Below are 20679 nucleotides of genomic sequence, written 5' to 3'. Positions count from 1 at the left end.
CCGGATGTGCGCGGAGGCCGGTCGCAGCAGCCGACCGGCCTCCGTCTCAGTGCCCGTGCCCTTCTGTGTCTTCGTGCGCGGGCTCTTCCGCCGTCGCCTGTCCGGCGTGGACCGTGAAGGCCGCGGTGTGGACGGTGCCCGCGTGCTTGAAGTCGAGGAACAGCCGGTAGGTCCCGACGCTCGGTGCCGTGGCCGCGAAGGAGATGTCGGGGCCCGGCTTCGTCGCGGTGGTGGGGTGCACATGGAGGTAGGCGAGGTCGCCGGAGCGCAGGGCGACCAGATGGCCGTAGGCACCCAGGTAGGGCTGGAGGTCGGTGACCGGCCTGCCGTTGCGGGACACCGTCAGCTTCAGCTCGCTTTCGGCGCCCGGGCGCAGGCCGCCGGACAGCGCGACCTCGTAGCCGTGGATCCTCGTGACGTTGCTGGGCGCGGGCATCTGCTTCGGCTCGTAGGCACCCCGTGCCGCCAGGTCCGCGCCGAGGGTGAGGTTCTTCGCGCCCTTCTTCGCCGGGGTGAAGTCGGCGAAGACGCGGTAGCCGCCCGCGCGGGGCAGGTCGACGGGGATGCTCCAGGTGCCGTCGGCGGCGCGGGTGGGGTGCAGATGGCGGTAGGTGATCAGGTCGCGTGAGGCGACGATGAGGTGCAGTTCCTTGTCGTGTTCGCGGCGGTAGGCGGTGACGGCGTCGCCGCCGGCGTCCCGGATCGTGAAGCGCAGCTCGCTCCGCACCCCCGCGGTGACGCGCGGGGTCTTCAGGTCGAGGGTGTAGCCGCCCTCGGAGATCTGCAGTCCGCCGGCCGGTGTCGCTTCATGGCCGCCGTGGTCGTCCCCTCCCTCCGTCGCCGCTTCGGTGTGCGTGTCGTGCCGTGCGGGCGGGCGGTCTTCCACGACCGGGGCGACGCCCTGGCCCACGCCGTAGGCGGTGCCGAAGGTGGCGGCCAGCGCGGCGGCGAACGCGGTGAGCTTCAGTGCGGTGCGCATGGTGTTCTCCGATCTCCGGATTGCTATGGGTCCGTTTCTCTGGCTCCGACCATACCCCCAGGGGGTATGAAGTCAAGGCTTGCTCGCACTTGCTCTCGATACCCCACAGGGGTATACATGACGACGAGAGAAGGATACCCCTGCCCCGTATGAAGTCCAGGAGCGATGATGGCCAGTCACCAGGTCGAACTCGTCATCGGCGGCATGACCTGCGCCTCGTGCGCGGCACGCGTCGAGAAGAAGCTCAACCGCATGGACGGGGTCATGGCGACCGTCAACTACGCCACCGAGAAGGCCAGGGTCAGCTACACCGGCGAGATCTCCGTCCCGGATCTGATAGCCACGGTCGAGGCGACGGGGTACACCGCGCAGGAGCCCGCGCGGGCCGAGCCCGAGCCCGAGCAGGCCGACCATGAGCTCCGGTCCCTCCGGCAGCGGCTGCTCACCTCGGTCGCCCTCGCCGTCCCCGTGATCGCGATGGCCATGATCCCCGCCCTGCAGTTCGAGAACTGGCAGTGGCTTTCCCTGACGCTGGCGGCGCCCGTGGTGACGTACGCCGGATGGCCCTTCCATCAGGTGGCGCTGACCAATGCCCGCCATGGTGCGGCCACCATGGACACGCTGATCTCGGTCGGTACGTCGGCGGCGTTCCTGTGGTCGCTGTGGGCGCTGTTCTTCGGGACCGCCGGCACGCCGGGGATGACGCATCCCTTCGAGCTGACCATCGCCCGCGGTGACGGCGCGGGGAACATCTACCTGGAGGCCGCGGCCGGCGTCACCATGTTCATCCTGGCAGGGCGTTACTTCGAGGCCCGTTCGAAGCGCAAGGCGGGAGCCGCGCTCAAGGCGCTGCTGGAGCTGGGTACCAAGGACGTCACCGTGCTGCGCCCCGACGGCCGCGAACAGACCGTCCCCGTCGCCGAGTTGAAGGTCGGTGACCGCTTCCTGGTGCGTCCCGGGGAGAAGATCGCCACTGACGGGACGGTCGTCGAGGGCTCCTCCGCCGTCGACGCCTCCATGCTCACCGGCGAGTCCGTGCCGGTGGAAGTGGGCCAGGGCGATCCGGTCACCGGCGCCACGGTCAACGCGGGCGGTCGGCTGGTCGTCGAGGCCGTGCGGGTCGGCGCGGACACCCAGCTCGCCCGGATGGCCAGCCTGGTGGAGGACGCGCAGAACGGGAAGGCCGCCGCGCAGCGGCTCGCGGACCGGATCTCCGCCGTGTTCGTGCCCGTCGTGATCGCGCTCGCCCTCGGCACCCTCGGCTTCTGGCTGGGCAACGGTGCGGGTCTGACGGCCGCGTTCACCGCCGCCGTCGCGGTCCTGATCATCGCCTGCCCGTGCGCCCTGGGGCTCGCCACCCCGACCGCGCTGCTGGTCGGCACGGGGCGGGGCGCCCAGCTAGGAATCCTGATCAAAGGCCCTGAGGTGCTGGAGTCGACGCGCAAGGTCGACACCGTCGTCCTCGACAAGACGGGCACGGTCACCACGGGCCGGATGACGCTGCTCGCCGTGCACACGGCCGAGGGAGCCGACGAGTCCGAAGTCCTGCGGCTGGCGGGTGGGTTGGAGCACGCGTCCGAGCACCCGATCGCCCGAGCCGTCGCCGACGGAGCGCTGGAGAAGCTGGGCGCGCTCCCCGCGCCCGAGGATTTCGCGAACGTGCCCGGCCTGGGTGTGCAGGGCGTCGTCGACGGTCATGCCGTCCTCGTCGGGCGTGAACGGCTGCTCGCCGACTGGGCGTTGGAGCTGCCCGAGGAGCTGAAGCGGGCCAAGTCCGAGGCCGAGGCGGCCGGGCGCACCGCGATCGCCGTCGCCTGGGACGGGGAGGCGCGGGCGGTCCTCGAAGTCGCCGACGCGGTCAAGGAGACCAGCCCGGAGGCGATCGAGCGGCTGCGCGGCCTCGGTCTGACCCCGATCCTGCTGACCGGCGACAACCGGACCGTGGCCGAGTCGGTCGCACGCCAGGTCGGCATCGCGCCCGAGGACGTCTTCGCCGAGGTGCTGCCGCAGGACAAGGCCGCCGTCGTCAAGCGCCTTCAGGGCGAGGGCCGTTCCGTCGCCATGGTCGGTGACGGCGTCAACGACGCGGCCGCGCTCGCGCAGGCCGACCTGGGGCTGGCCATGGGCACCGGAACCGATGCGGCGATCGAGGCGAGCGACCTGACGCTCGTACGAGGCGATCTGCGGGCCGCGGCCGACGCCGTCCGGCTGGCCCGACGGACCCTCGGCACCATCCGGTCCAACCTGTTCTGGGCCTTCGCCTACAACCTCGCCGCCCTGCCGCTCGCCGCGGCCGGACTGCTCAACCCGATGATCGCCGGCGGGACGATGGCGTTGTCCTCGGTGTTCGTCGTCGCCAACTCCCTGCGCCTGCGGGCCTTCCGCCCCCTCGGATGACGCCCAGCGTTCACAGCCCCCTCACACTCAGGTCGTCGTAGGCTCCCCAGGGCCGCACTAGCGTCTTCGGGTCGCCCCCCGAACCGAACAAGAGTGAGGTTTCGATGTCCTCAAGGCATGTCCTCGCCGGCCTGGCCCTGGTGCCGGCGCTCGCCTTCCCGGCAGCCGCTCACGCGACGACCGCGCACACCTCCGAGGGGCCGCACCACAAGCCCTCCTTCGACCTCCAGGCGCACCGCGGCGGCCTCGGCATGACGACCGAGTCGTCCCTGGAGGGCTTCGGCAAGGCCCTGCGCCTGGGTGTGTCCACGCTGGAGCTGGACACCCAGATCACCAAGGACAAGAAGGTCGTCGTCACCCACGACCGGCAGGTCAGCGCCCAGAAGTGCAAGGACACCGCGCCGCTCACGCCGGGCGACTCGATGTACCCGTACGTCGGCAAGTACATCAAGGACCTGACGCTGGCCCAGATCAAGACCATGGACTGCGGCTACCAGCAGTTGCCGGGCTTCCCCGAGCAGGAGCAGATCAAGGGCCTCAAGATGGTCGAGCTCCGGGACGTCCTGAACCTGGTCAAGCGCTACAAGGCCCGGCAGGTCACCCTGAACGTGGAGGCGAAGGTCGAGGCGGGCGCCCCCGAACAGACCGCGCCGCGCGAGCTGTTCGTGCGCCGGGTCCACGAGGAGATCCGCCGCTCCGGCATCGAGCGCCAGGTCACCATCCAGTCCTTCGACTGGGGCGCCCTCAAGGCGATGCACAAACTCGCGCCGAGGTGGCCGCTGGTGGCCCTGACCAACTACGACTTCCTCCAGGTCGGCAAACCCGGCGCCTCCCCCTGGCTCGGCGGGATCGACGCCGACGACTACGACGGCGACTTCGTGAAGGCCGCCGACAGCATCGCCGGAGTCACCACCCTCTCCCCCAACTACGGCTTCCCGCAGAGCGGCAAGGTCGGCGACCCGGGCTTCCGCTTCTACGCCGACCAGGCCATGGTCGACGCGGCGCACGCCCGGGGCCTCAAGGTCGTCCCGTGGACCTGCGACGACCCGGCGACCGTGGAGGCGCTGATGGACTTCGGGATCGACGGCATCATCACCAACTACCCCGACAAGGTGCGGGAGATCATGGCCGAGCGCGGCATGCGGCTGCCCAAGGCGTACGGGCCTCGCTGATCGTCACGGTGCCGATCCCGGCCGCGAACTCCGGCACCCAAGGAACTACACATACCGGACACCCGTCGACCCGCCTCCGCCGATCGAACGAGCGTGCCGTTACCATCTGAGCGCTACCTAGCTCGAAAGAGATGGATCCTGTGACTGTCACCGAGGACTCGTTCACCAACTGGAAGAACCGCGAGGAGATCGCGGAGTCGATGATCCCGATCATCGGGAAGCTGCACCGCGAGCGGGACGTGACCGTCCTGCTGCACAGCCGCTCTCTGGTGAACAAGTCGGTGGTGAGCATCCTCAAGACGCACCGCTTCGCCCGGCAGATCGCCGGCGAGGAACTGTCGGTCACGGACACCCTGCCGTTCCTGCGGGCCATCACCGCGCTCGATCTCGGCCCCTCGCAGATCGACCTCGGCATGCTGGCGGAGACGTACCGGGCCGACGACCGGGGTCTGTCGGTGGCCGAGTTCACCGCCGAGGCCGTCGCCGGCGCGACGGGAGCCAACAAGATCGAGCGCCGCGAACCGCGTGACGTCGTCCTCTACGGCTTCGGCCGCATCGGCCGCCTCGTCGCCCGGCTGCTGATCGAGAAGGCCGGCTCCGGCAACGGTCTGCGGCTGCGCGCCGTGGTCGTGCGCCAGGGCGGCGAGCAGGACATCGTCAAACGCGCCTCGCTGCTGCGCCGCGACTCCATCCACGGTCAGTTCCAGGGCACGATCACCGTCGACGAGGCGAACAGCACGATCATCGCCAACGGCAACGAGATCAAGGTGATCTACGCGAGCGACCCGTCCGAGGTCGACTACACGGCGTACGGCATCAAGGACGCCATCCTCATCGACAACACCGGCAAGTGGCGCGACCGCGAGGGCCTGTCCCAGCATCTGCGCCCCGGCATCGACAAGGTCGTGCTGACCGCGCCGGGCAAGGGCGACGTCCCCAACATCGTGCACGGCGTCAACCACGACATGATCAAACCGGACGAGCAGATCCTGTCCTGCGCCTCCTGCACCACCAACGCGATCGTCCCGCCGCTGAAGGCGATGGCCGACGAGTACGGCGTGCTGCGCGGCCACGTGGAGACCGTCCACTCGTTCACCAACGACCAGAACCTGCTGGACAATTACCACAAGGCCGACCGGCGTGGCCGCTCCGCGCCGCTCAACATGGTGATCACCGAGACGGGCGCCGCCTCCGCCGTCGCCAAGGCGCTGCCCGACCTCAAGGCGCCGATCACCGGCAGCTCGATCCGGGTCCCGGTCCCGGACGTCTCGATCGCCATCCTCAGCCTGCGGCTCGGCCGCGAGACCACCCGCGAGGAGGTCCTCGACCACCTCCGCGACGTGTCGCTCACCTCGCCCCTGCGGCGCCAGATCGACTTCACCAGCGCCCCCGACGCCGTCTCCAGCGACTTCATCGGCTCCCGCCACGCCTCGATCGTCGACGCCGGCGCCACGAAGGTCGACGGGGACAACGCCATCCTCTACCTCTGGTACGACAACGAGTTCGGCTACTCCTGCCAGGTCATCCGCGTCGTCCAGCACGTCTCCGGGGTGGAGTACCCGACCTACCCGGCCATGGCGGTCTGACCACCCGTCTTCGTGACGGTGCCGTGTCCGGTTGCGCACGGCACCGTCACTCTGGGTATCTGGCGGGCGCGGCTCCCCGCACGACAGGATGTCCGGGTGAAAGATCAGATAGCCCAGCCGGCCCTGCGCCCGGTCCGCGGAACCGCCCTTTGTGCCGTCGCCGCCCTCGTCCTCGTCGGTGCGGCCTGGACGGCCCGAGCCGTCTGGCAGATCCGGCTCGCGGCAGCGGGACAGCCGGCTTCGGGACCACCGGACCAGGGCGACGGCGTACACCGCCCGCTGACCGGCCTCGAGGACGCCTACCACATCGTCAGTTCCCTGGGAGACGCGGCCACGGTGGTCTGCGCCATCGCCTTCATCACCTGGCTGTGGCGCGTCCGGGACAACGCCTACGTCCTTTCGGGACAGCGGCCCCGCTACTCCTGGCCGTGGATCTACCTCGGCTGGATCATCCCCATCGCGAACCTGTGGATCCCCCGCGGCCTCGTCGCCGACATTCACCGCACCGGCGTCCCGGATCGGCCGCTGCCGCGTGTCGTGAACTGGTGGTGGGCACTGTGGCTGGTCGGGTTGGTCAGCGGAGTGGGGCTGATGTACACCGACTCCAAGGACGAGGTCATCGCGCGTGCCTACTCCGATGTCGGGGTGCTGCTGGCGGCCGACGCGGCCATGGTGGGTGCGGCCGTGGCGGGCGCCCTGATGGTCCGTGCCCTCACCTCGGCGCAGGAAGACCGCCGGCCCGCTACAGAGGGGCCGGCGGTGGGCGGCTGGGGTCAGTAGCTCTGCGGGCCGATCGGTCAGCCGCTCTGCTGGACGATGTCGACCATCCACGGGATGCCGAAGCGGTCCGTGCACATCCCGAAGATGTCGCCCCACATCTGCTTCTCGAACGGCACGGACACGGTGCCGCCGTCGGACAGCTTCTCCCAGTACCCGCGCAGCTCGGCGTCGTCGTCGCCGCTCAGACTCACGGAGAAGTTGTTGCCCGGGTTGTTCGGCATTCCGTGCGGGGCGTCGGCGCCCATCAGGGTGTAGCCGCTCGGGGTCTCCAGCATGCCGTGCATGATCTTGTCGGCGTTCGGCGCGTCCGACTGCCCGAACTCGCCGTAGGTGTTGAGCTTCAGCGTGCCGCCGAAGACCTCTTGGTAGAACTCCAACGCCTGCCTGGCGTCGCCGTCGAAGCTGAGGTACGGGTTGAGGCGCGAGGCCATGGATCCTCCCGGAGATGTGGCTGAAAGCCGATGCCAAGGACGCTAGCGCGCGGCACTGACAACGGCCCGTCGCGCGGGCCCACATGGAGCACACACGGGCACACGGGCCTACGTCAGACGAGGTGGGCGAAGACGACGAGGTTCTCCGTGTAGTCCTTGGCGCTGCGGTCGTAGTCCCCGGCACAGGTGATGAGGCGGACCTGGGCCTGCGGGGTGTCGGCGTACACCCGCTCGTCGGGGAAGCTGTCCTTCTCGAAGGTCTCCACGCTGTCGACCACGAACGTCGCGATGCGCCGGTCGGCTCGCTTCACCCGGAACCGGTCGCCCTTCTCCAGCTCGCCGAGTTCCGTGAACACCGCCGGCGACGTCGCCGTGTCCACGTGCCCGGCGATGATCGACGTACCTGCCTCCCCCGGGGACACCCCCTTGGCGTACCAGCCCACGAGATTGACCTCGTCCGCCGGTGGGGCCTCGAGCTGTCCCGAGCGGCCGATGGCGAGGGGGGTGAAGGGCGCGTCGACCGAGATCTTCGGGATGCGCAGTCGGATCGGTGTGGATCGCGGCAGGTGCTTTCCGGCTCGGGGCGTCGCGGAAGAGGACGGGGACGGGGACGATGTGGCGGCCGGTGCGGCATGGTGCGCGTGTCCGGTGCGGGACGGCTCGTCCTCACCGCCGAACAGGCTCACTGCCACGACGACCAGGGCGACCCCACTCCAGAAGATCGTCGCGAGTCTGCGGGATCCCAGCGACGTGGGCGGTGTTTCGGCGTCGGTAGGGGAAGGAGGGCTGGCTGCCATCGGACACCACCTCACTCGGGCACGGCAGCGGACTCATCTCGCGATCTCGCGGGAAGGGCGAGCCGGGCCGCCGCGACGCGAGGGGGACGTGCGGCGGCCTCGGCGGTCATGTCGTCGGCACCGGGCAGTCAGGCCGCGCCCTCGGGGGCCTTCTTGCGCCGCAGCGCGTACATGCCGGTCCCGGCCACGCCCAGCATGGCCAGCCCGGCGGCCGTCACGCCCGGCGAGGCGAGCGCGCCGCCGCCGGTGTGCACGCCGCCGCGCGGCTTGTGGTGGTCGGGCTTCCCGGACTCGTCGTGGTGCTCGCCGCGCCCCGAGTCGTGGCCGTGCTCGTCGTGCCCCGACTCCCTGCCGTGATCGTTGTGATCGCCGCGCCCCGACTCCCGGCCGTGATCGTTGTGCTCCGAGTCCTTGCCGTGCTCACCGTCGTGCCGGTGGCCCCAGGAGTCCTCGTCGCTCCGGCCGTGGTCGTCCCGGTAGGTGTTCGGGTCGTGCTTGGGGTCCCTGGCCGAGCCCCAGTCGTCCTGGTTCACCAGGGCCAGCGCTCCGCCACCCGTGTGCATCCCGCCGCGCGGCATGTCGTGCCTGCTGTCCTTGTCGTGCTTCTTGCCGTAGGAAGAGTCTTCGTCGTGGTCCTTCTCCTTGCCGTAGGAGGAGTCGTCGCGGTCCCACTCACCTGTCGAGTCGGCGTAGGCGGGTGCGGCGATCGCGAGCGCGGCCGTGGCCGCGGCTGTCGCGGCCAGCATGCGTGCAGAGCGCATCTGTGAATCCTTCCGTCACACCCGGGCAGCTGACGTTTCGCCAGCTGGGTGACCCGGCCTTGACGTGATCCACCGTCAGCCGAACCGGACGGTCCCACCATTCGAGGCGATCACACGGGTTACCCCGGGACCCCGGACGGCGGTATCCCGGGCGCGCCTTCCCCCACCGCCCGCCGGGCCCCTACAGCCGGGCGTCGGCCGGGTCCCAGCCCTGGCGGGGCACCGAGGCGAGGAGCCGCCGGGTGTAGGCGTGCTCGGGGGCGCTGAGCACGCTCGGGGTCGGTCCCTGCTCGACCACGACACCCCGGCGCATCACCACGGTCTCGTCGGTGATGTGGTGCACGACGGCCAGGTCATGGCTGACGAAGACGAGCGCCACGCCAGTGTCACGTCGGATGTCACCGAGGAGCTGGAGGATCTGGGCCTGGATCGACACGTCGAGCGCGGCGACCGCTTCGTCGAGGACCAGGATCTCTGGTTCGACGGCGAGTGCCCGGGCGATGGCGAGGCGCTGCCGCTGGCCGCCGGAGAGTTCGTACGGCTTGGCGTCCGCCTCGCGGGTGCCCAGGCCGACCTGGTCGAGCAGGGCGGCGATATGGGTGTCCGTCGAGAGGTGGCCGTGCAGCCCGAGCGCGATGCGCAGGCACTGACGGGCCGTGAGCCGCGGGTCGAGTGAGACGTAGGGGTCCTGGAAGACCATCTGGATCTCACGTGCCCGGGCCAGCCGGTCGCGCCGGGTGCGTCGTCCGCGGCCGGGTGTGCGGTCCTTTCCGTTCACCGTGATCGTGCCGGAGTCGGGCCGGGTCAGGCCGACGAGCATCCGGGCGACGGTGCTCTTGCCCGACCCGGACTCGCCCACGATGCCGACGGAGCCGCCGCGGGGAACGGTGAAGGAGACCTGGTCGGCGGCGGTGAGCCGGTCGCCGTCCGGCAGCCGGTAGGTCTTGCGCACGGCGTCGACGACGAGCAGGGGCGTGGCGATGTCCTTCACCGTGTACTCCCGGTGGCCTGCGCGGCCGGATCGAGCTGGTCGGACGGGGCAGGGACGTCGAGGTCCGGCAGGTCGGGCAGACGGCGGCACGCTGCCACGCCGCCGCCCGGGACCGGGAGCGGCTCCGGCTGCCAGGTGTCGCAGGCCGGTTCGGCGTGTGCGCACCGGGGGGCGAAGGGGCAGCCGGGGAACGTGTCCGCGAGCGAGGGCGGGCGGCCCGGGATCGGGGCCAGGGGTCGGGTCGTCTCGCCCAGTTCGGGTGAGCACGCCAGCAGCCCGCGAGTGTAGGGGTGGCGGGCGTCGGAGAAGAGGCGGTGCGCGTCCTGCTCCTCGGCGACGCGGCCCGCGTACATGACGTACACGCGGTCGCAGTAGGCGGCAGCCAGGTGCAGGTCGTGGGTGATGAACAGCAGCCCCAGGTCGCGCTGCTCGCGCAGGGTGCGCAGCAGGGCGAGGATGTCGGCCTGCGTGGTGACGTCCAGCGCGCTGGTGGCCTCGTCGGCGAGCAGCAGCGCGGGCTCGGTGGCGAGGGCGCCGGCGATGACGACGCGTTGCAGCATGCCGCCGGACAGTTCGTGGGGATGCTGCCGGACGTGTCGTTCGGGGTCCGGGAGGCCTACGGCGTCGAGGAGTTCGACGGCGCGGTCGCGGGCGGCGCGCTTGTCGGTGGTGCCGGTGCGGGCCAGCCGTTCGGTCAGGAAGTCCCCGATCCGGCGTACGGGATTCAGCGCGGAGCGCGGGTCCTGGTGGACCATGGCGACCGTACTGGAGCGATGGTCGCGCAACCGTGCGCCGGTCAGGGACAGGGCGTCGGTGCCGTCGACCAGGACGCGGCCCTCGGCCCGCGCGGCGTCGGGGAGGATGTTCAGCACGGCCTTGGCGGTGGTGGACTTGCCGGAGCCGGATTCGCCGACGAGGCCGACGACCTCTCCGCTGCGGACCCGCAGGGACACGTCCGCGAGCAAGGGCCGGGCGGCGCCGGGCAGCAGCACGGTCAGGTTCTCGATGTCGAGCAGCATGGCGGGCTACCTCCTGGCGCCGAGCCGGTCGGCGGCCCAGACGCCGACCACGTTGAAGGCCACCACGACGGCGGCGATGGCGGTGCCCGGCACGAGTGCCGGGAGCAGGGCACCCTGGACGATCGCGGCCTGTCCCTCCTGCACCATGAGCCCCCAGTCGGAGCTGGGCGGCTGGGCGCCGAAGCCGAGGTAGCTGAGGGTGGCGAGGCTCATCAGGGACTCGCCGAACAGGACCACCAGATAGCCGGCGATCGAGCGGGCGAGGTTGGGCACGAGGTGGGCCACGCAGATCCGGGCGCCGCTCATGCCCTGGACGCGGTAGGCGTCGATGTAGGACTTGGACCGTTCGGCCAGGGCGACGCTGCGGGTGTACTTCGCGATCGTCGGGGCGAAGGCCAGCCCGAGCGCGATCACGGACGTCGTCATGCCGGTGCCGAACACGGCGATGATCAGCACGACGAACAGCAGGCCCGGGAACGCGTACATGACGTCGGTGATCCGGGAGACCAGCGTGTCCACCCAGCCGCCCCGCCAGGCCGCGACCGTGCCGAGGGTGACGCCGAGGACGGCGGCCAGCAGGAGCAGCAGCAGCGGCGCGATCAGGCTCGTGCGGGCTCCGTAGAGGACGCGGGAGAGCAGGTCCTGGCCGGAGGCGTCGGTGCCGAGGGGGTGGGCGCCGGTGGTGCCGACCAGGGACGACGACAGGTCTACGGCGTCCGGCGCGTACGGCGCGAGGAGGGGGGCGAGGACGGCGGCGAGCACCACCAGCCCGAGGAAGGCGCCGGAGACGAGCACACCCAGGGGGCGGCGGGGGCGCTTTCGCAGAGGGAGAAGGACGCCGGCGGCGACGGCGGTCATGCGGGGCTCCTCATGCTCTTGAGGCGCGGGTCGAGCAGGGGGTGCGCGAGGTCCACGACGGTGGTGACGACGATGTACGAGGTGACCATCAGCAGCAGGACCGCCTGGGCGACCGGGAAGTCATGGCTGTTGATGGCGCCGACCAGCAGGGAGCCGATGCCGCTGATCCCGAAGACGGTCTCGATGGCGACGGTGCCGGCGAGCATGCCCGCGGTGACCAGACCGCACATGGTGACGATCGGGCCCAGCGCGTTGCGCAGGACATGCCTGCGGATGATCTCCCGTTCGGGCAGTCCGGCGGCCCGGGCCACCGCCACGTGCTCGGCGGTGCCCGCGTCCACCATGGCCTGGCGGGTGACCCGGCTGATGACGGCGAGCGCGCCGAGGGCCATGGCCACGGCGGGCAGGGTCAGGTGGTGCAGGGTTCCGGCGAAGCCCTCGCCGCCGCCCGTCACCGGGAACCAGCCGAGTTCGACGCCGAACAGGGCGACCAGGGCGATGCCGCCGACGAAGGACGGCACGGACGCGGCGAGGGTGGTGCCGCCGACCACGGCCGAGTCGACCCAGGTGCCGCGCCGGACGGCGGCGAGGATGCCGGCGCCGACGCCCAGGACGACGAACAGGACGGTGGCGTAGCCGACGAGGGCGAGCGTGGTGGGAACGCGCGCCCCGAGCAGGTCGGTGACCTGGTCGCTGTACTGGAAGGAGCGGCCGAGGTCGAGGTGTGCGCAGTCCCAGAGCCAGCGGCCGTACTGGACGACCAGGGGCTCGTCGAGGTGGTACTGCTCCCGGACCGTGGCGAGCCGCTCCGGGGTGAGCTTGTCGCGTCCGCCGGCCAGGAAGACGGCGGGGTCGCCGGGTGCCGCGTACACGGCGGCGAAGATCACGAAGGATGCCGCCAGCAGGGTGGCCACCAGTCCCGCGATCCGCCGTCCAAGGGCGCCGATCATGGTTGTTCAGCCCTTCTTCGCGCCGAGCCGCGCGGCCCACGGCGAGTAGAGGTACGCCATGGAGGCCGGCGGGCCCGTCAGCTCGTCGTTCAGGACGAGGACGGCCGGCATCTGGGCGACGGGGATCCACACCGCGGCCTCGCTGAACAGCCGCTGGGCGTCGATGACGAGGGCGGCGCGCTTGCGGTCGTCGATCGTGCGCAACGCCTCTTCGATCTTGCTGTCGAAGTCGGCGCTGCTGAAGCCGACCCAGTTGTTGGAGCTGTCGGAGACGCCGTTGTCGTAGAAGCCGGCCGGATCGCTCTTGGAGATGTACCAGTCGGCCACCAGGACGTCGATGTCCGCGCGGGCCTCCTTGTCGCCGTAGAACTCTCCGTACGTGGCGGAGGGGACCGTCTTGATCTGTGACTTGAGGCCGATCTGGGTCAGGGCGGCGCGTACGGCGTTGGCGATGACGAGGCGGCCCTGGGTGCTGTCGGTGCCGATCACGATGGGGGTGTCGGGCGCGGACTCGGCGTTCTTGACGAGGTCCTTCGCCGCGGCCAGATCCTCCGCGCCGGGCTTGGCGGGGGCGCCGGTGAGCTGCTTCTGGGCGGCTTCGAAGGCGGCCTTCTCGTAGCCCCAGGCGCCGGAGCCGACGGCGGTGGCCCACGGCTGAACGAGTCCGCCGTAGCCGGACTTGGCGATGCCCTCGCGGTCGAGGGCCAGGGAGAGGGCCTTGCGGACGTCGGGGTCGGCGAGTCCGCCGCGTTCGGTGGGGATGAGGGCGAGGGCGGCGGTGCTCGGTCCGTAGTGCTGGTCGAGGCCGGACTTGCCGCGCAGGGCGGCGGCCGAGGAGACGGTGTCGAGGTAGGCGCCGTCGGCTGCGCCGGTGCTCAGCGCGTTGACCATCGCGCTGTCCGCGGCCCAGCGGAAGACGACCCGCTTCGTCAGCGGCTGCTCGCCCCAGTAGTCGTCGGAGCGGGTGAGGGTGATCGAGTCGCCGGACTTCCAGCCGGTCAGCTCGTACGGTCCCGAGCAGGCGTCGCCCTGGCCGGGTGTGCCGAAGTCGTCGCCCGCCTTCTCGACCTGCTCGCGGTTGTAGACGAGCCCGGCGTCGCCCGCGAGCGCCTTGGTGAACAGGGCGTCGGGCTGCTTGAACGCGACGGTGATCTCGTGGTCGCCGGTCTTGGTCATCCGGCTCACGTTCGCGAACTCGTCGGACTGCTCCATCTCCGGCTCGGCGTGACGTCGCAGGCTGTGGAGGACGTCGTCGGCGGTCATCGCGGAACCGTCGTGGAAGGTGACGGCGTCGCGCAGGGTCAGGACGAGGGTCCTGGCGTCCGGCCTGGTCTCCTTCGCCACGAGGGAGGGGCTCACGGACATGTCGGGCTGGAGCTGGTAGAGGCGTTCGCAGACGTTGCTCAGGACGGTGCGGCCGGCGCTGCCGCCCTGGGTGTCGAGATCGAGGGACTCGGGCTCGTCCTCGAGCAGCCAGTTCACCGAGTCGACGGCGCCGTCGGCCGCCGCGGTGGTCGGGGTGAGCTTCAGCTTCGAGACGTCGACGTTCGCGGTGCCCTCGGCGGAACCGGTGTCGGCACCGCTGCACGCGGCGGTCAGGGTCATCGCGCCGGCGAGGCCGACGGCGGCGAGGCAGGTCGAGAGTTTCATGGCGGGGCTCCTGGGCGGGGCGGGGCTGGGAGGAGGGCGGGGAGCTTCGGCATGTGCGGGGTGCCGGAAGACCGGATCAGTTCGGGGCGTGGGGGCCGTCGTAGAGGTTCCAGGGCAGGTGCTGGTACTCGCGGTCGCAGGGGGTGCCGGCCGTGACGTGGTAGTCGCCCGCGGTGAGGTCCACGCAGGAGGACACGAGCGTGGTCCAGTGCTTGATCTCGGGCGTGCGGGGATCGGCGTGGGTGCAGAGGGACTCGGGGAAGCCGAGGTGGTCCGACATCGCCTGCTTGATCAGCTTGCGGGACTCGTCCGGGCCGGTGGCCTCGCGCAGCAGACGCAGACCGTCCTCGGCGCGGGGGACGCGGACGAGCGAGTCGGGGGAGATCGGCCGGTAGTCCGCGGCGAGGGCGGCGGGGACACCGGCCTGGTAGTGGTTGCCGTGCACGAGCAGTCCGTCGGTCGGATACATCCAGCCGTGCCCTGCAGGGGTGGTCTCGATGTCGACGGCGAAGCCTTCACGGCAGGTCAGCAGGGCGTTGCTGGCGATGTGCGCACGGGTCCGGCAGAGCACCTCCAGTGCGTCCGTGATGCTCGACTGGTCCAGGACGCTGCGCCGGATCACGGTCTGCGGCAGGCCCACGGCGTCGTCGAAGCGTCCGCCGAGGCCGTTGGCGTTGAGGGCGATGCCCGCGGAGTTGGCGCCCTGGCGGCCGATCTGCCCGGCCTCGACCTGCATGATCAGGGTGGGTTTCGGCGGCTGGACGATCCGGAGCATGACGACGGTGTCGCCGACCCCCGCCCGCCAGTCCCAGTTCTGGCCCGCCCACACATGGCCGTCGCCGCTCGCCGGGCCGTAGGCGGCGAACGAGGTGCAGCCCTCGGCCGGCTCCTCCGCGGGTACGGTCGTACGCCCTTCCCGCATCCGCGCGAAGGAGTCGTCGTAGATGACCTCGCCGCGTGCGTTCAGCGCGAGCACGTCGAGCAGGTCGACGCCGGCACCGTCGGCGATGCCCTGCATCTCCTCCAGCAGGTCGGGCGCGTAGTCACGGACGGGCTCCAGCCAGCGGGCGGCACGCGCGGTGACCTGCGGCCAGGTCAGGCCCGAGGACACCCCGAAGGCCTCCGCGTAGTAACCGAGGGCGGCGCCCAGCTGGGGGGCCACGGCCTCTCCGTACTGCCGGCCCCTCTGGGACGGGGTCCCGGAGATGTCAACGACCGGAAGGCTGCGTTTCATTGAGAGGCTCCTAGAAGGACCGACGTGCCGTAACATTCGTTCCAGGTGTTCACGTTCCTGGAACGAGTTGTTCAGAACGTAACGACGATGCCACGGGAGTCAAGAGTCGTAATGGAAATTTCACAGGCAGGCAGTGCGGCCCCGGGAGGCCTGACCCGGCTGCGGGCCACCGTCCGTGAGCTGTGGGACGAGCTGTCCGCCTCCGAGCGGACGGTCGCGCAGTATCTGGTGAGCGCCCCGGTGGAACAGGTGATGTTCGCCAGCACCCAGGAGCTGGGCACCGCCAGCGGCACCAGCAACGCCACCGTCGTACGCGCCCTCCAGCGCCTGGGATACGCCGGACTGCCCGCGCTCAAGCGGGAGTTGGCCGCCGACTTCACCGCCGCACAGGCCCCCGACGTCCGGCTCGCCCAGCGCATCGCCCATGTCGGCAAGGACCTCGACAAGATCTGGAACGACGTCTTCGACGAGACGCAGGAACGCGTCGACCAGTGCCGCCGGCTCGCCGACACCAAGGCCCTGGAGCGAGCGGTCACGGTCCTGGCCGAGGCCCGCGAGGTGCTCTGCTACGGAGTGGCCGCCTGCGAACTGGCGGCACGCCACCTGTCCCGCTCCCTCGGCCGCATCGGCCGCCGGGCCCGCTTCGTCGGAGACACCGGCTTCGCCCTCGCCGACGCGCTGCTCGCTCTCGGCCAGGGCGACGCCGTCGTGATCTTCCAGCCGGGACGGCCGCTGTCCGAACTCACCGTGCTCGTCGAACGGGCCCGCGCGGTCGGCGCCCGGGTCGTCTTCGTCACCGACGAACTCAGCGAGGCCTTCGGGGACCGCGTCGACTCGGTCCTCCTCGCCCCCTACACCCCGACCGGAAGCACCAATGAGGCGCTGACCGGCCTCGTCGTCGCGGACGTCCTCCTGCTCGCCCTCACCACGCTCGACGAGACGTCAGCGGTCGAGCACGCCCACCAGCTCGACGCCCTGCGCGGTCAGTTGCTCAACCCAGGGGGGCGCACGCGCTGACACCTTGAGCCCTGTATGCGCCCCGCGTATGTGGGTAAGAATGCGCCATAGAAGTGATCATGTGGCTGAGGTGTCCTGGCGCCTCCACCGCCGCCAACTTTCCGGGAAAGCAGGTCGGTTGCCGTGCAGTTGCGTCTGCCTACGTCCATACCCGAAGTGCAGGAGTGCCTGGCCGACGGGGCGGTGCCGATCGGCGGGGCGACTCTGGTGTGGGCCGCCTGGCAGCGGGACGGCTTCCCCGAACTGGCCGTGTCGCTGCGCGATCTGCCGGAGGCCAACACGATCGGGGCCGAGGAACTGGGCGCGGCCGTCGTGCTGCATCAGATCGACGACCGGGTGCCGGAGGTGCTGCACCGGGCGGCGGCCGGAGTCGGGACGGGAGCGGTGCGCCGGGCGGCCACGGTCGGCGGCAACCTGGTCGGCAGCACGCTGCGTTGTCTGCTGCCCGCCGCAGTCGTACTGGACGCCCGCGCGGTGGTGCTGGAACCGGAGGGGCTCTTCGAGACCGACCTCTCCGATGTGCTGGCCAAACACCAACTGCTGGTCGGCCTGCGCTGGAACGCACCGGTCATCAGCGGCTACCGCAAGCTGGAGGCCGAAGCGGGCGGACCACCTCCGTTCGTCGTCGCCTCCGCCCTGCACGCCGACGACGACGGCACCCGACTGCGCGTCGCCGTCCGCGACGGCTACGAGGTCCTCAGCGGCAGCGTCCCGTGTGCCGAAGACAGCGCGGACGTGCTCGACGCCCTGCACCGCACCGACCTCGGCACACTCGACCCCACCGCCTGGGAGACGGTCCGCCGGCACGTCACCGAACTGCTGACCCGTTCCGTAAACGGCTGATCAGGCCCCGCTCTCCGGGTCGCAGCACCCCTCGCGCCGCATCTGACGGCTGACCTCCAGCCAGTCCTGGGCAGCGGACGCCCGGTACGGCTGCGCGGAGTCGAAGGCGTCGACCAGGTCCGCCTGTTCGAAGAGGATGCCGCCGCGCAGGACCGCGACCGTGCGGATCAGGGTGGCGAAGTCGGTGAACGGGTCGCCGTCGACGAGGGTGAGGTCGGCGAGCTTGCCCTCCTCCACCGTGCCCAGATCGTCGTCGGCGCCGAAGACCCGTGCGGGCAGCAGGGTTGCGGTACGCAGCGCGTCGGCCGGTGACAGGCCGGAGCGGTGCAGTGCGCGCAGGGCCAGGTGCAGATGCAGCCCGACCGGGACGAGCGGCTGGTCCGTGCCCAGCGCGATCAGTCCGCCACCCGCCAGGATGCGCCGGTAGACGTCCATCTCCCGTGCCAGCGTTGCCAGTTGGGCGTCGGTGGGCGGCAGCCCCGCCTGCTGCCGTACCAGCGCGGTGTCCCACGGCGGCATCATCGCGGTGACGCGCGGGTCGTCCGCGAGCGCGGGGTCGGCGCCGAGCAGGGGCGCGGCCGTGAACGGCGTGGCCACGAGGTGGAAGCCGGCGCGGGTGTAGATCTCCACGACGTCCTGGTAGGCACGCCCCGAGGCGGATGTCGCATGCCCGAACTCCAGCCGCTGCGTGGCCTGCAGATGGGTCGTCAGGTCCTGGCCCAACTGCACACCAGGCGTGCACAGATGGCTGCCACTGCGCACCCCGAGCCGGTCGTGCCCGAAGTCCGCGGCCTCCTTCATCACCCAGCCCGGGGCCCGTACGTACGTCTTCACGAAGTCCCAGTCCAGCGCGGCCCCGCGTGCCAGTGAACGGCGCAGGCCCTCGGGGGTGCGGTGGGCCCGGCCCATGCTGTAGGCGACGCGCGGCCCGTCCAGGAGCTCGCCGGTGGCCAGCAGCCGGGGTCCGGCGAGGGCACCGGCGGCGACCGCCTCCCGGACGCGGGCCTGCTCGTAGGCGAAACCGCCCAGCGAGACGGCCGTCGTGACGCCGTAGGCGACTTGGAGGGCGGTCTGGCGGCCCCCGTACGTCGACTGCCAGGGGTGGGTGTGCGCGTCCCACAGGCCCGGGATCACGGTGCGGTCGCTCGCGTCGATGCGGCGTACGGCCGGGCGGCCGCCGCGGTGCGGTGAGACCTCCGCGATACGGCCGTCGCGGATCACGACGTCGATGTCCTCGCGCACGTCGGACCCGGTGCCGTCCCAGAGGCGGCCCGCGTGCACGACCGTGTCGGCCGGGCGCGGTCTGCGGTAGTCGAGAGGGACGCGGACGGTACGGGCCTTTCCGGTGCCGATGTCGATCAGGCGCAGGGTGCCCGCGGAGAGGTAGAGGAGGGTGCGCGCGTCTGCGGACCAGGAGGGGTGGTCGGCGGGCTCGGTGGTGAGTTGGCGCGGCTCGCCGTCGGGGGTGCCGTCGGGCCGGACCGGCAGCAGCCACAGCGCCGACTCGGCGACCACGGCCATCCAGCGGCCGTCCGGGGACCAGACGGGCCCGGAGTCGTAGCGGTCCGCGAGCGAGGTGTGCGGGGCGAGGGCGTGCAGGACGGCGGTCCCGGTGGTGGTGTCGACGACCCGGATGAGGTTGTAGCCCTCTCTGAAGCGCTGGTTGAGCCGGTTGCGGTCGCACAGCGCCACGTACCGGCCATCGGGCGACCAGCTGGGGCGGCCGGGCAGTCCACCCGCGCCGAGAGGGGCGGCGAGGACCCGTTCGGCGCCGTCGGGCAGGTCGCGCACCACCAGGTTGCCGGACATGTCCAGGCAGGCCAGCCGCGTCCCGTCCGGCGAGAGCGCCGGGAAGACCCGGCCGCCCTCGGCGAGCACGGTCTCCTCGCCGGAGCCGAGGTCGTGGCGCCGTACGGCGAGCAGGCCGTCCCGGTCGTCGGAGTACACCAGCGCCCTGCCGTCGGGCGTCCAGGTCGGCGCCAGCACATAGCTGGTGGCGGGGACTTGGAGGACCTTGCGCGGTGCGCGGCCGCCTGTGGTGTTGGCGGTCCACAGCGCGTTCAGCGCGGCGAAGGCGACCGAGCGGCCGTCCGGGGACAGGGCGGGCAGGTGCAGCGCGCGCACGGGACGGGTGCCGACGCCGTCGAAGTCGTACGACTTTCCGCGGTAGCGGGGCCGGTCCACGGGCAGCGTGGCCGTGAACGGGATCTCCTCGCCGTCGCCCGGGGTGGCCGGGTCGACCAGGCGGAAGTGGCCGTCGATGTTCAGCAGCAGGCGCTCGCCTTCCGTCCAGCGGGGCGGCGCCGGGAGGACGTCGCCCGCGAGGGCGACCGGTTCGCCGTCGACGACCAGGGTGCAGGAGGCCGCGGGCGCTGCCGTGGTGCGCAGGTAGGCCAGCCGTCCGGTGGGCGAGACGGCGGGGGTCATCAGCTGGGCGCCGGAGTCGTCGGTGTGCTCGGCGGTGACCGGGCCCGAGCCGTCGGCGGCCACCGACGCGACGGTGTCCGCGCGGAGGGTGCCCGCCTCGGTGACGGCCGCACGGACGAACAGCACCCGCTCGCCGTCCGCCGACCAGGTCGGGTCGAAGTCCTCCCAGCGGGCGCCCTGTCCGGGACCCTCCTGGCCGGGGCGGCCGGTGAGCCGGGTCAGCGCGCCCGAGCGCACGTCCACGACCCAGATGCGGTACGGGGCACCGCTCACGGTGTCGCCGCCGCGCTCGGAGGCGAACGCGATCCGGGTGCCGTCCGGCGACCAGGCCGGACCCCGGTCGTCCCACGGCCCGTCGGTGAGCTGCCGCAGCCCGGTGCCGTCGGGGCGCAGCGTCCAGAGGTGGAAGCCGCCGCCCCGGTAGGCGCACACGACGAGGCGGCTGCCGTCGGGCGAGTACTGCGGGCGCGTGGGTTCTAGGCCGGGCGGGGTGAGGGCGACGGCGGGGCCTGAGGCGCGGGGGACGGACCAGAGAACGTTCTGGACCTCGGCGATCAGCCGGTCCCCGGAGGGGGCGAGGGTCGCGGAACCGCCTGTCGCCGCGGTGAAGGAGAGGGCCGTCGTACCACCGGATGCGGCGGTCGCGGCGGGCGCGGTGACGGTGGCGAGCGCGGTGGCCGTGGCGGTGGCTTGAAGGAATCTACGGCGGGAGAGCGGGCCGGAACGGGGGGCGTCCGAGGTGTCTTCGGTGTCCAAGAGAGCTCCCAGTGCACGGAGTTGGTGTGCC

At 71.5% G+C, this 20679-nt stretch carries 17 protein-coding genes; 6 read left to right on the top strand and 11 right to left on the bottom strand.

Annotated elements, in window-relative coordinates:
- Window positions 1–46: 46 nt before the first annotated feature.
- The gene (locus KCH48_RS08100; protein ID WP_210571451.1) at window positions 47–979 is read right to left on the bottom strand and encodes a hypothetical protein; all 933 of its coding nucleotides are present in this window, start codon (window positions 977–979) and stop codon (window positions 47–49) included.
- A gap of 165 nt (window positions 980–1144) precedes the next feature.
- Between KCH48_RS08100 and KCH48_RS08095 the strand changes: the two genes are divergently transcribed.
- The 4 genes from KCH48_RS08095 to KCH48_RS08080 all read left to right on the top strand — a co-directional run bounded on the left by KCH48_RS08095 (window position 1145) and on the right by KCH48_RS08080 (window position 6914).
- A complete protein-coding gene (locus KCH48_RS08095) occupies window positions 1145–3376 on the top strand; it encodes a cation-translocating P-type ATPase (protein WP_210571450.1) in 2232 nt (743 codons plus the stop codon).
- 104 nt (window positions 3377–3480) lie between these two features.
- Window positions 3481–4548: a glycerophosphodiester phosphodiesterase family protein gene (locus tag KCH48_RS08090; protein ID WP_210571449.1), complete on the top strand. Its 1068-nt coding sequence runs from the start codon at window positions 3481–3483 to the stop codon at window positions 4546–4548.
- Window positions 4549–4688: 140 nt separating this feature from the next.
- On the top strand, window positions 4689–6134 hold the full coding sequence (locus tag KCH48_RS08085) for a glyceraldehyde-3-phosphate dehydrogenase (protein ID WP_210571448.1): 1446 nt from the start codon (window positions 4689–4691) through the stop codon (window positions 6132–6134).
- Between the two features lie 96 nt (window positions 6135–6230).
- Entirely contained in the window at window positions 6231–6914 is a 684-nt protein-coding gene (locus KCH48_RS08080) for a DUF4328 domain-containing protein (RefSeq protein WP_210571447.1), read from the top strand.
- A gap of 17 nt (window positions 6915–6931) precedes the next feature.
- Here KCH48_RS08080 and KCH48_RS08075 read toward each other — a convergent pair whose 3' ends face one another.
- The 9 genes from KCH48_RS08075 to KCH48_RS08035 all read right to left on the bottom strand — a co-directional run bounded on the left by KCH48_RS08075 (window position 6932) and on the right by KCH48_RS08035 (window position 15605).
- Window positions 6932–7345 (bottom strand): VOC family protein, encoded by a 414-nt coding sequence (locus tag KCH48_RS08075; protein WP_210571446.1) that lies wholly within the window; start codon window positions 7343–7345, stop codon window positions 6932–6934.
- A gap of 113 nt (window positions 7346–7458) precedes the next feature.
- Window positions 7459–8142 (bottom strand): class F sortase, encoded by a 684-nt coding sequence (locus KCH48_RS08070; RefSeq protein WP_210571445.1) that lies wholly within the window; start codon window positions 8140–8142, stop codon window positions 7459–7461.
- A gap of 128 nt (window positions 8143–8270) precedes the next feature.
- Complete coding sequence (locus KCH48_RS08065; RefSeq protein WP_210571444.1) at window positions 8271–8903, bottom strand: hypothetical protein; 633 nt, start codon at window positions 8901–8903, stop codon at window positions 8271–8273.
- A gap of 181 nt (window positions 8904–9084) precedes the next feature.
- Entirely contained in the window at window positions 9085–9885 is an 801-nt protein-coding gene (locus KCH48_RS08060; protein WP_210571510.1) for an ABC transporter ATP-binding protein, read from the bottom strand.
- A 5-nt stretch (window positions 9886–9890) separates the two neighbouring features.
- Window positions 9891–10913: an ABC transporter ATP-binding protein gene (locus tag KCH48_RS08055; protein WP_210571443.1), complete on the bottom strand. Its 1023-nt coding sequence runs from the start codon at window positions 10911–10913 to the stop codon at window positions 9891–9893.
- A 6-nt stretch (window positions 10914–10919) separates the two neighbouring features.
- Window positions 10920–11771 (bottom strand): ABC transporter permease, encoded by an 852-nt coding sequence (locus tag KCH48_RS08050; protein WP_210571442.1) that lies wholly within the window; start codon window positions 11769–11771, stop codon window positions 10920–10922.
- On the bottom strand, window positions 11768–12721 hold the full coding sequence (locus tag KCH48_RS08045; RefSeq protein ID WP_210571441.1) for an ABC transporter permease: 954 nt from the start codon (window positions 12719–12721) through the stop codon (window positions 11768–11770). Before KCH48_RS08045 ends, KCH48_RS08050 begins: the two co-directional genes overlap by 4 nt.
- 6 nt (window positions 12722–12727) lie before the next feature.
- Complete coding sequence (locus KCH48_RS08040; protein WP_210571440.1) at window positions 12728–14371, bottom strand: ABC transporter substrate-binding protein; 1644 nt, start codon at window positions 14369–14371, stop codon at window positions 12728–12730.
- 76 nt (window positions 14372–14447) lie between these two features.
- Entirely contained in the window at window positions 14448–15605 is a 1158-nt protein-coding gene (locus KCH48_RS08035) for a C45 family peptidase (RefSeq protein ID WP_210571439.1), read from the bottom strand.
- Between the two features lie 111 nt (window positions 15606–15716).
- Here KCH48_RS08035 and KCH48_RS08030 point away from each other — a divergent pair, with 111 nt between their 5' ends.
- Together KCH48_RS08030 and KCH48_RS08025 are read left to right on the top strand one after the other, a co-directional pair.
- Window positions 15717–16622, top strand: a complete 906-nt coding sequence (locus tag KCH48_RS08030; protein ID WP_210571438.1) for a MurR/RpiR family transcriptional regulator — start codon at window positions 15717–15719, stop codon at window positions 16620–16622.
- A 123-nt stretch (window positions 16623–16745) separates the two neighbouring features.
- Window positions 16746–17465: an FAD binding domain-containing protein gene (locus tag KCH48_RS08025; RefSeq protein ID WP_210571437.1), complete on the top strand. Its 720-nt coding sequence runs from the start codon at window positions 16746–16748 to the stop codon at window positions 17463–17465.
- Here KCH48_RS08025 and KCH48_RS08020 read toward each other — a convergent pair whose 3' ends face one another.
- Window positions 17466–20648, bottom strand: coding sequence for an amidohydrolase family protein (locus tag KCH48_RS08020; protein ID WP_210571436.1), 3183 nt, complete (start codon window positions 20646–20648; stop codon window positions 17466–17468).
- Between the last annotated feature and the right edge of the window lie 31 nt (window positions 20649–20679).

The sequence above is a fragment of the Streptomyces sp. GESEQ-4 genome, from assembly GCF_017948455.1.
Taxonomy (GTDB): Bacteria; Actinomycetota; Actinomycetes; order Streptomycetales; family Streptomycetaceae; genus Streptomyces.
This window is presented reverse-complemented; position numbering and strand designations above follow the sequence as displayed.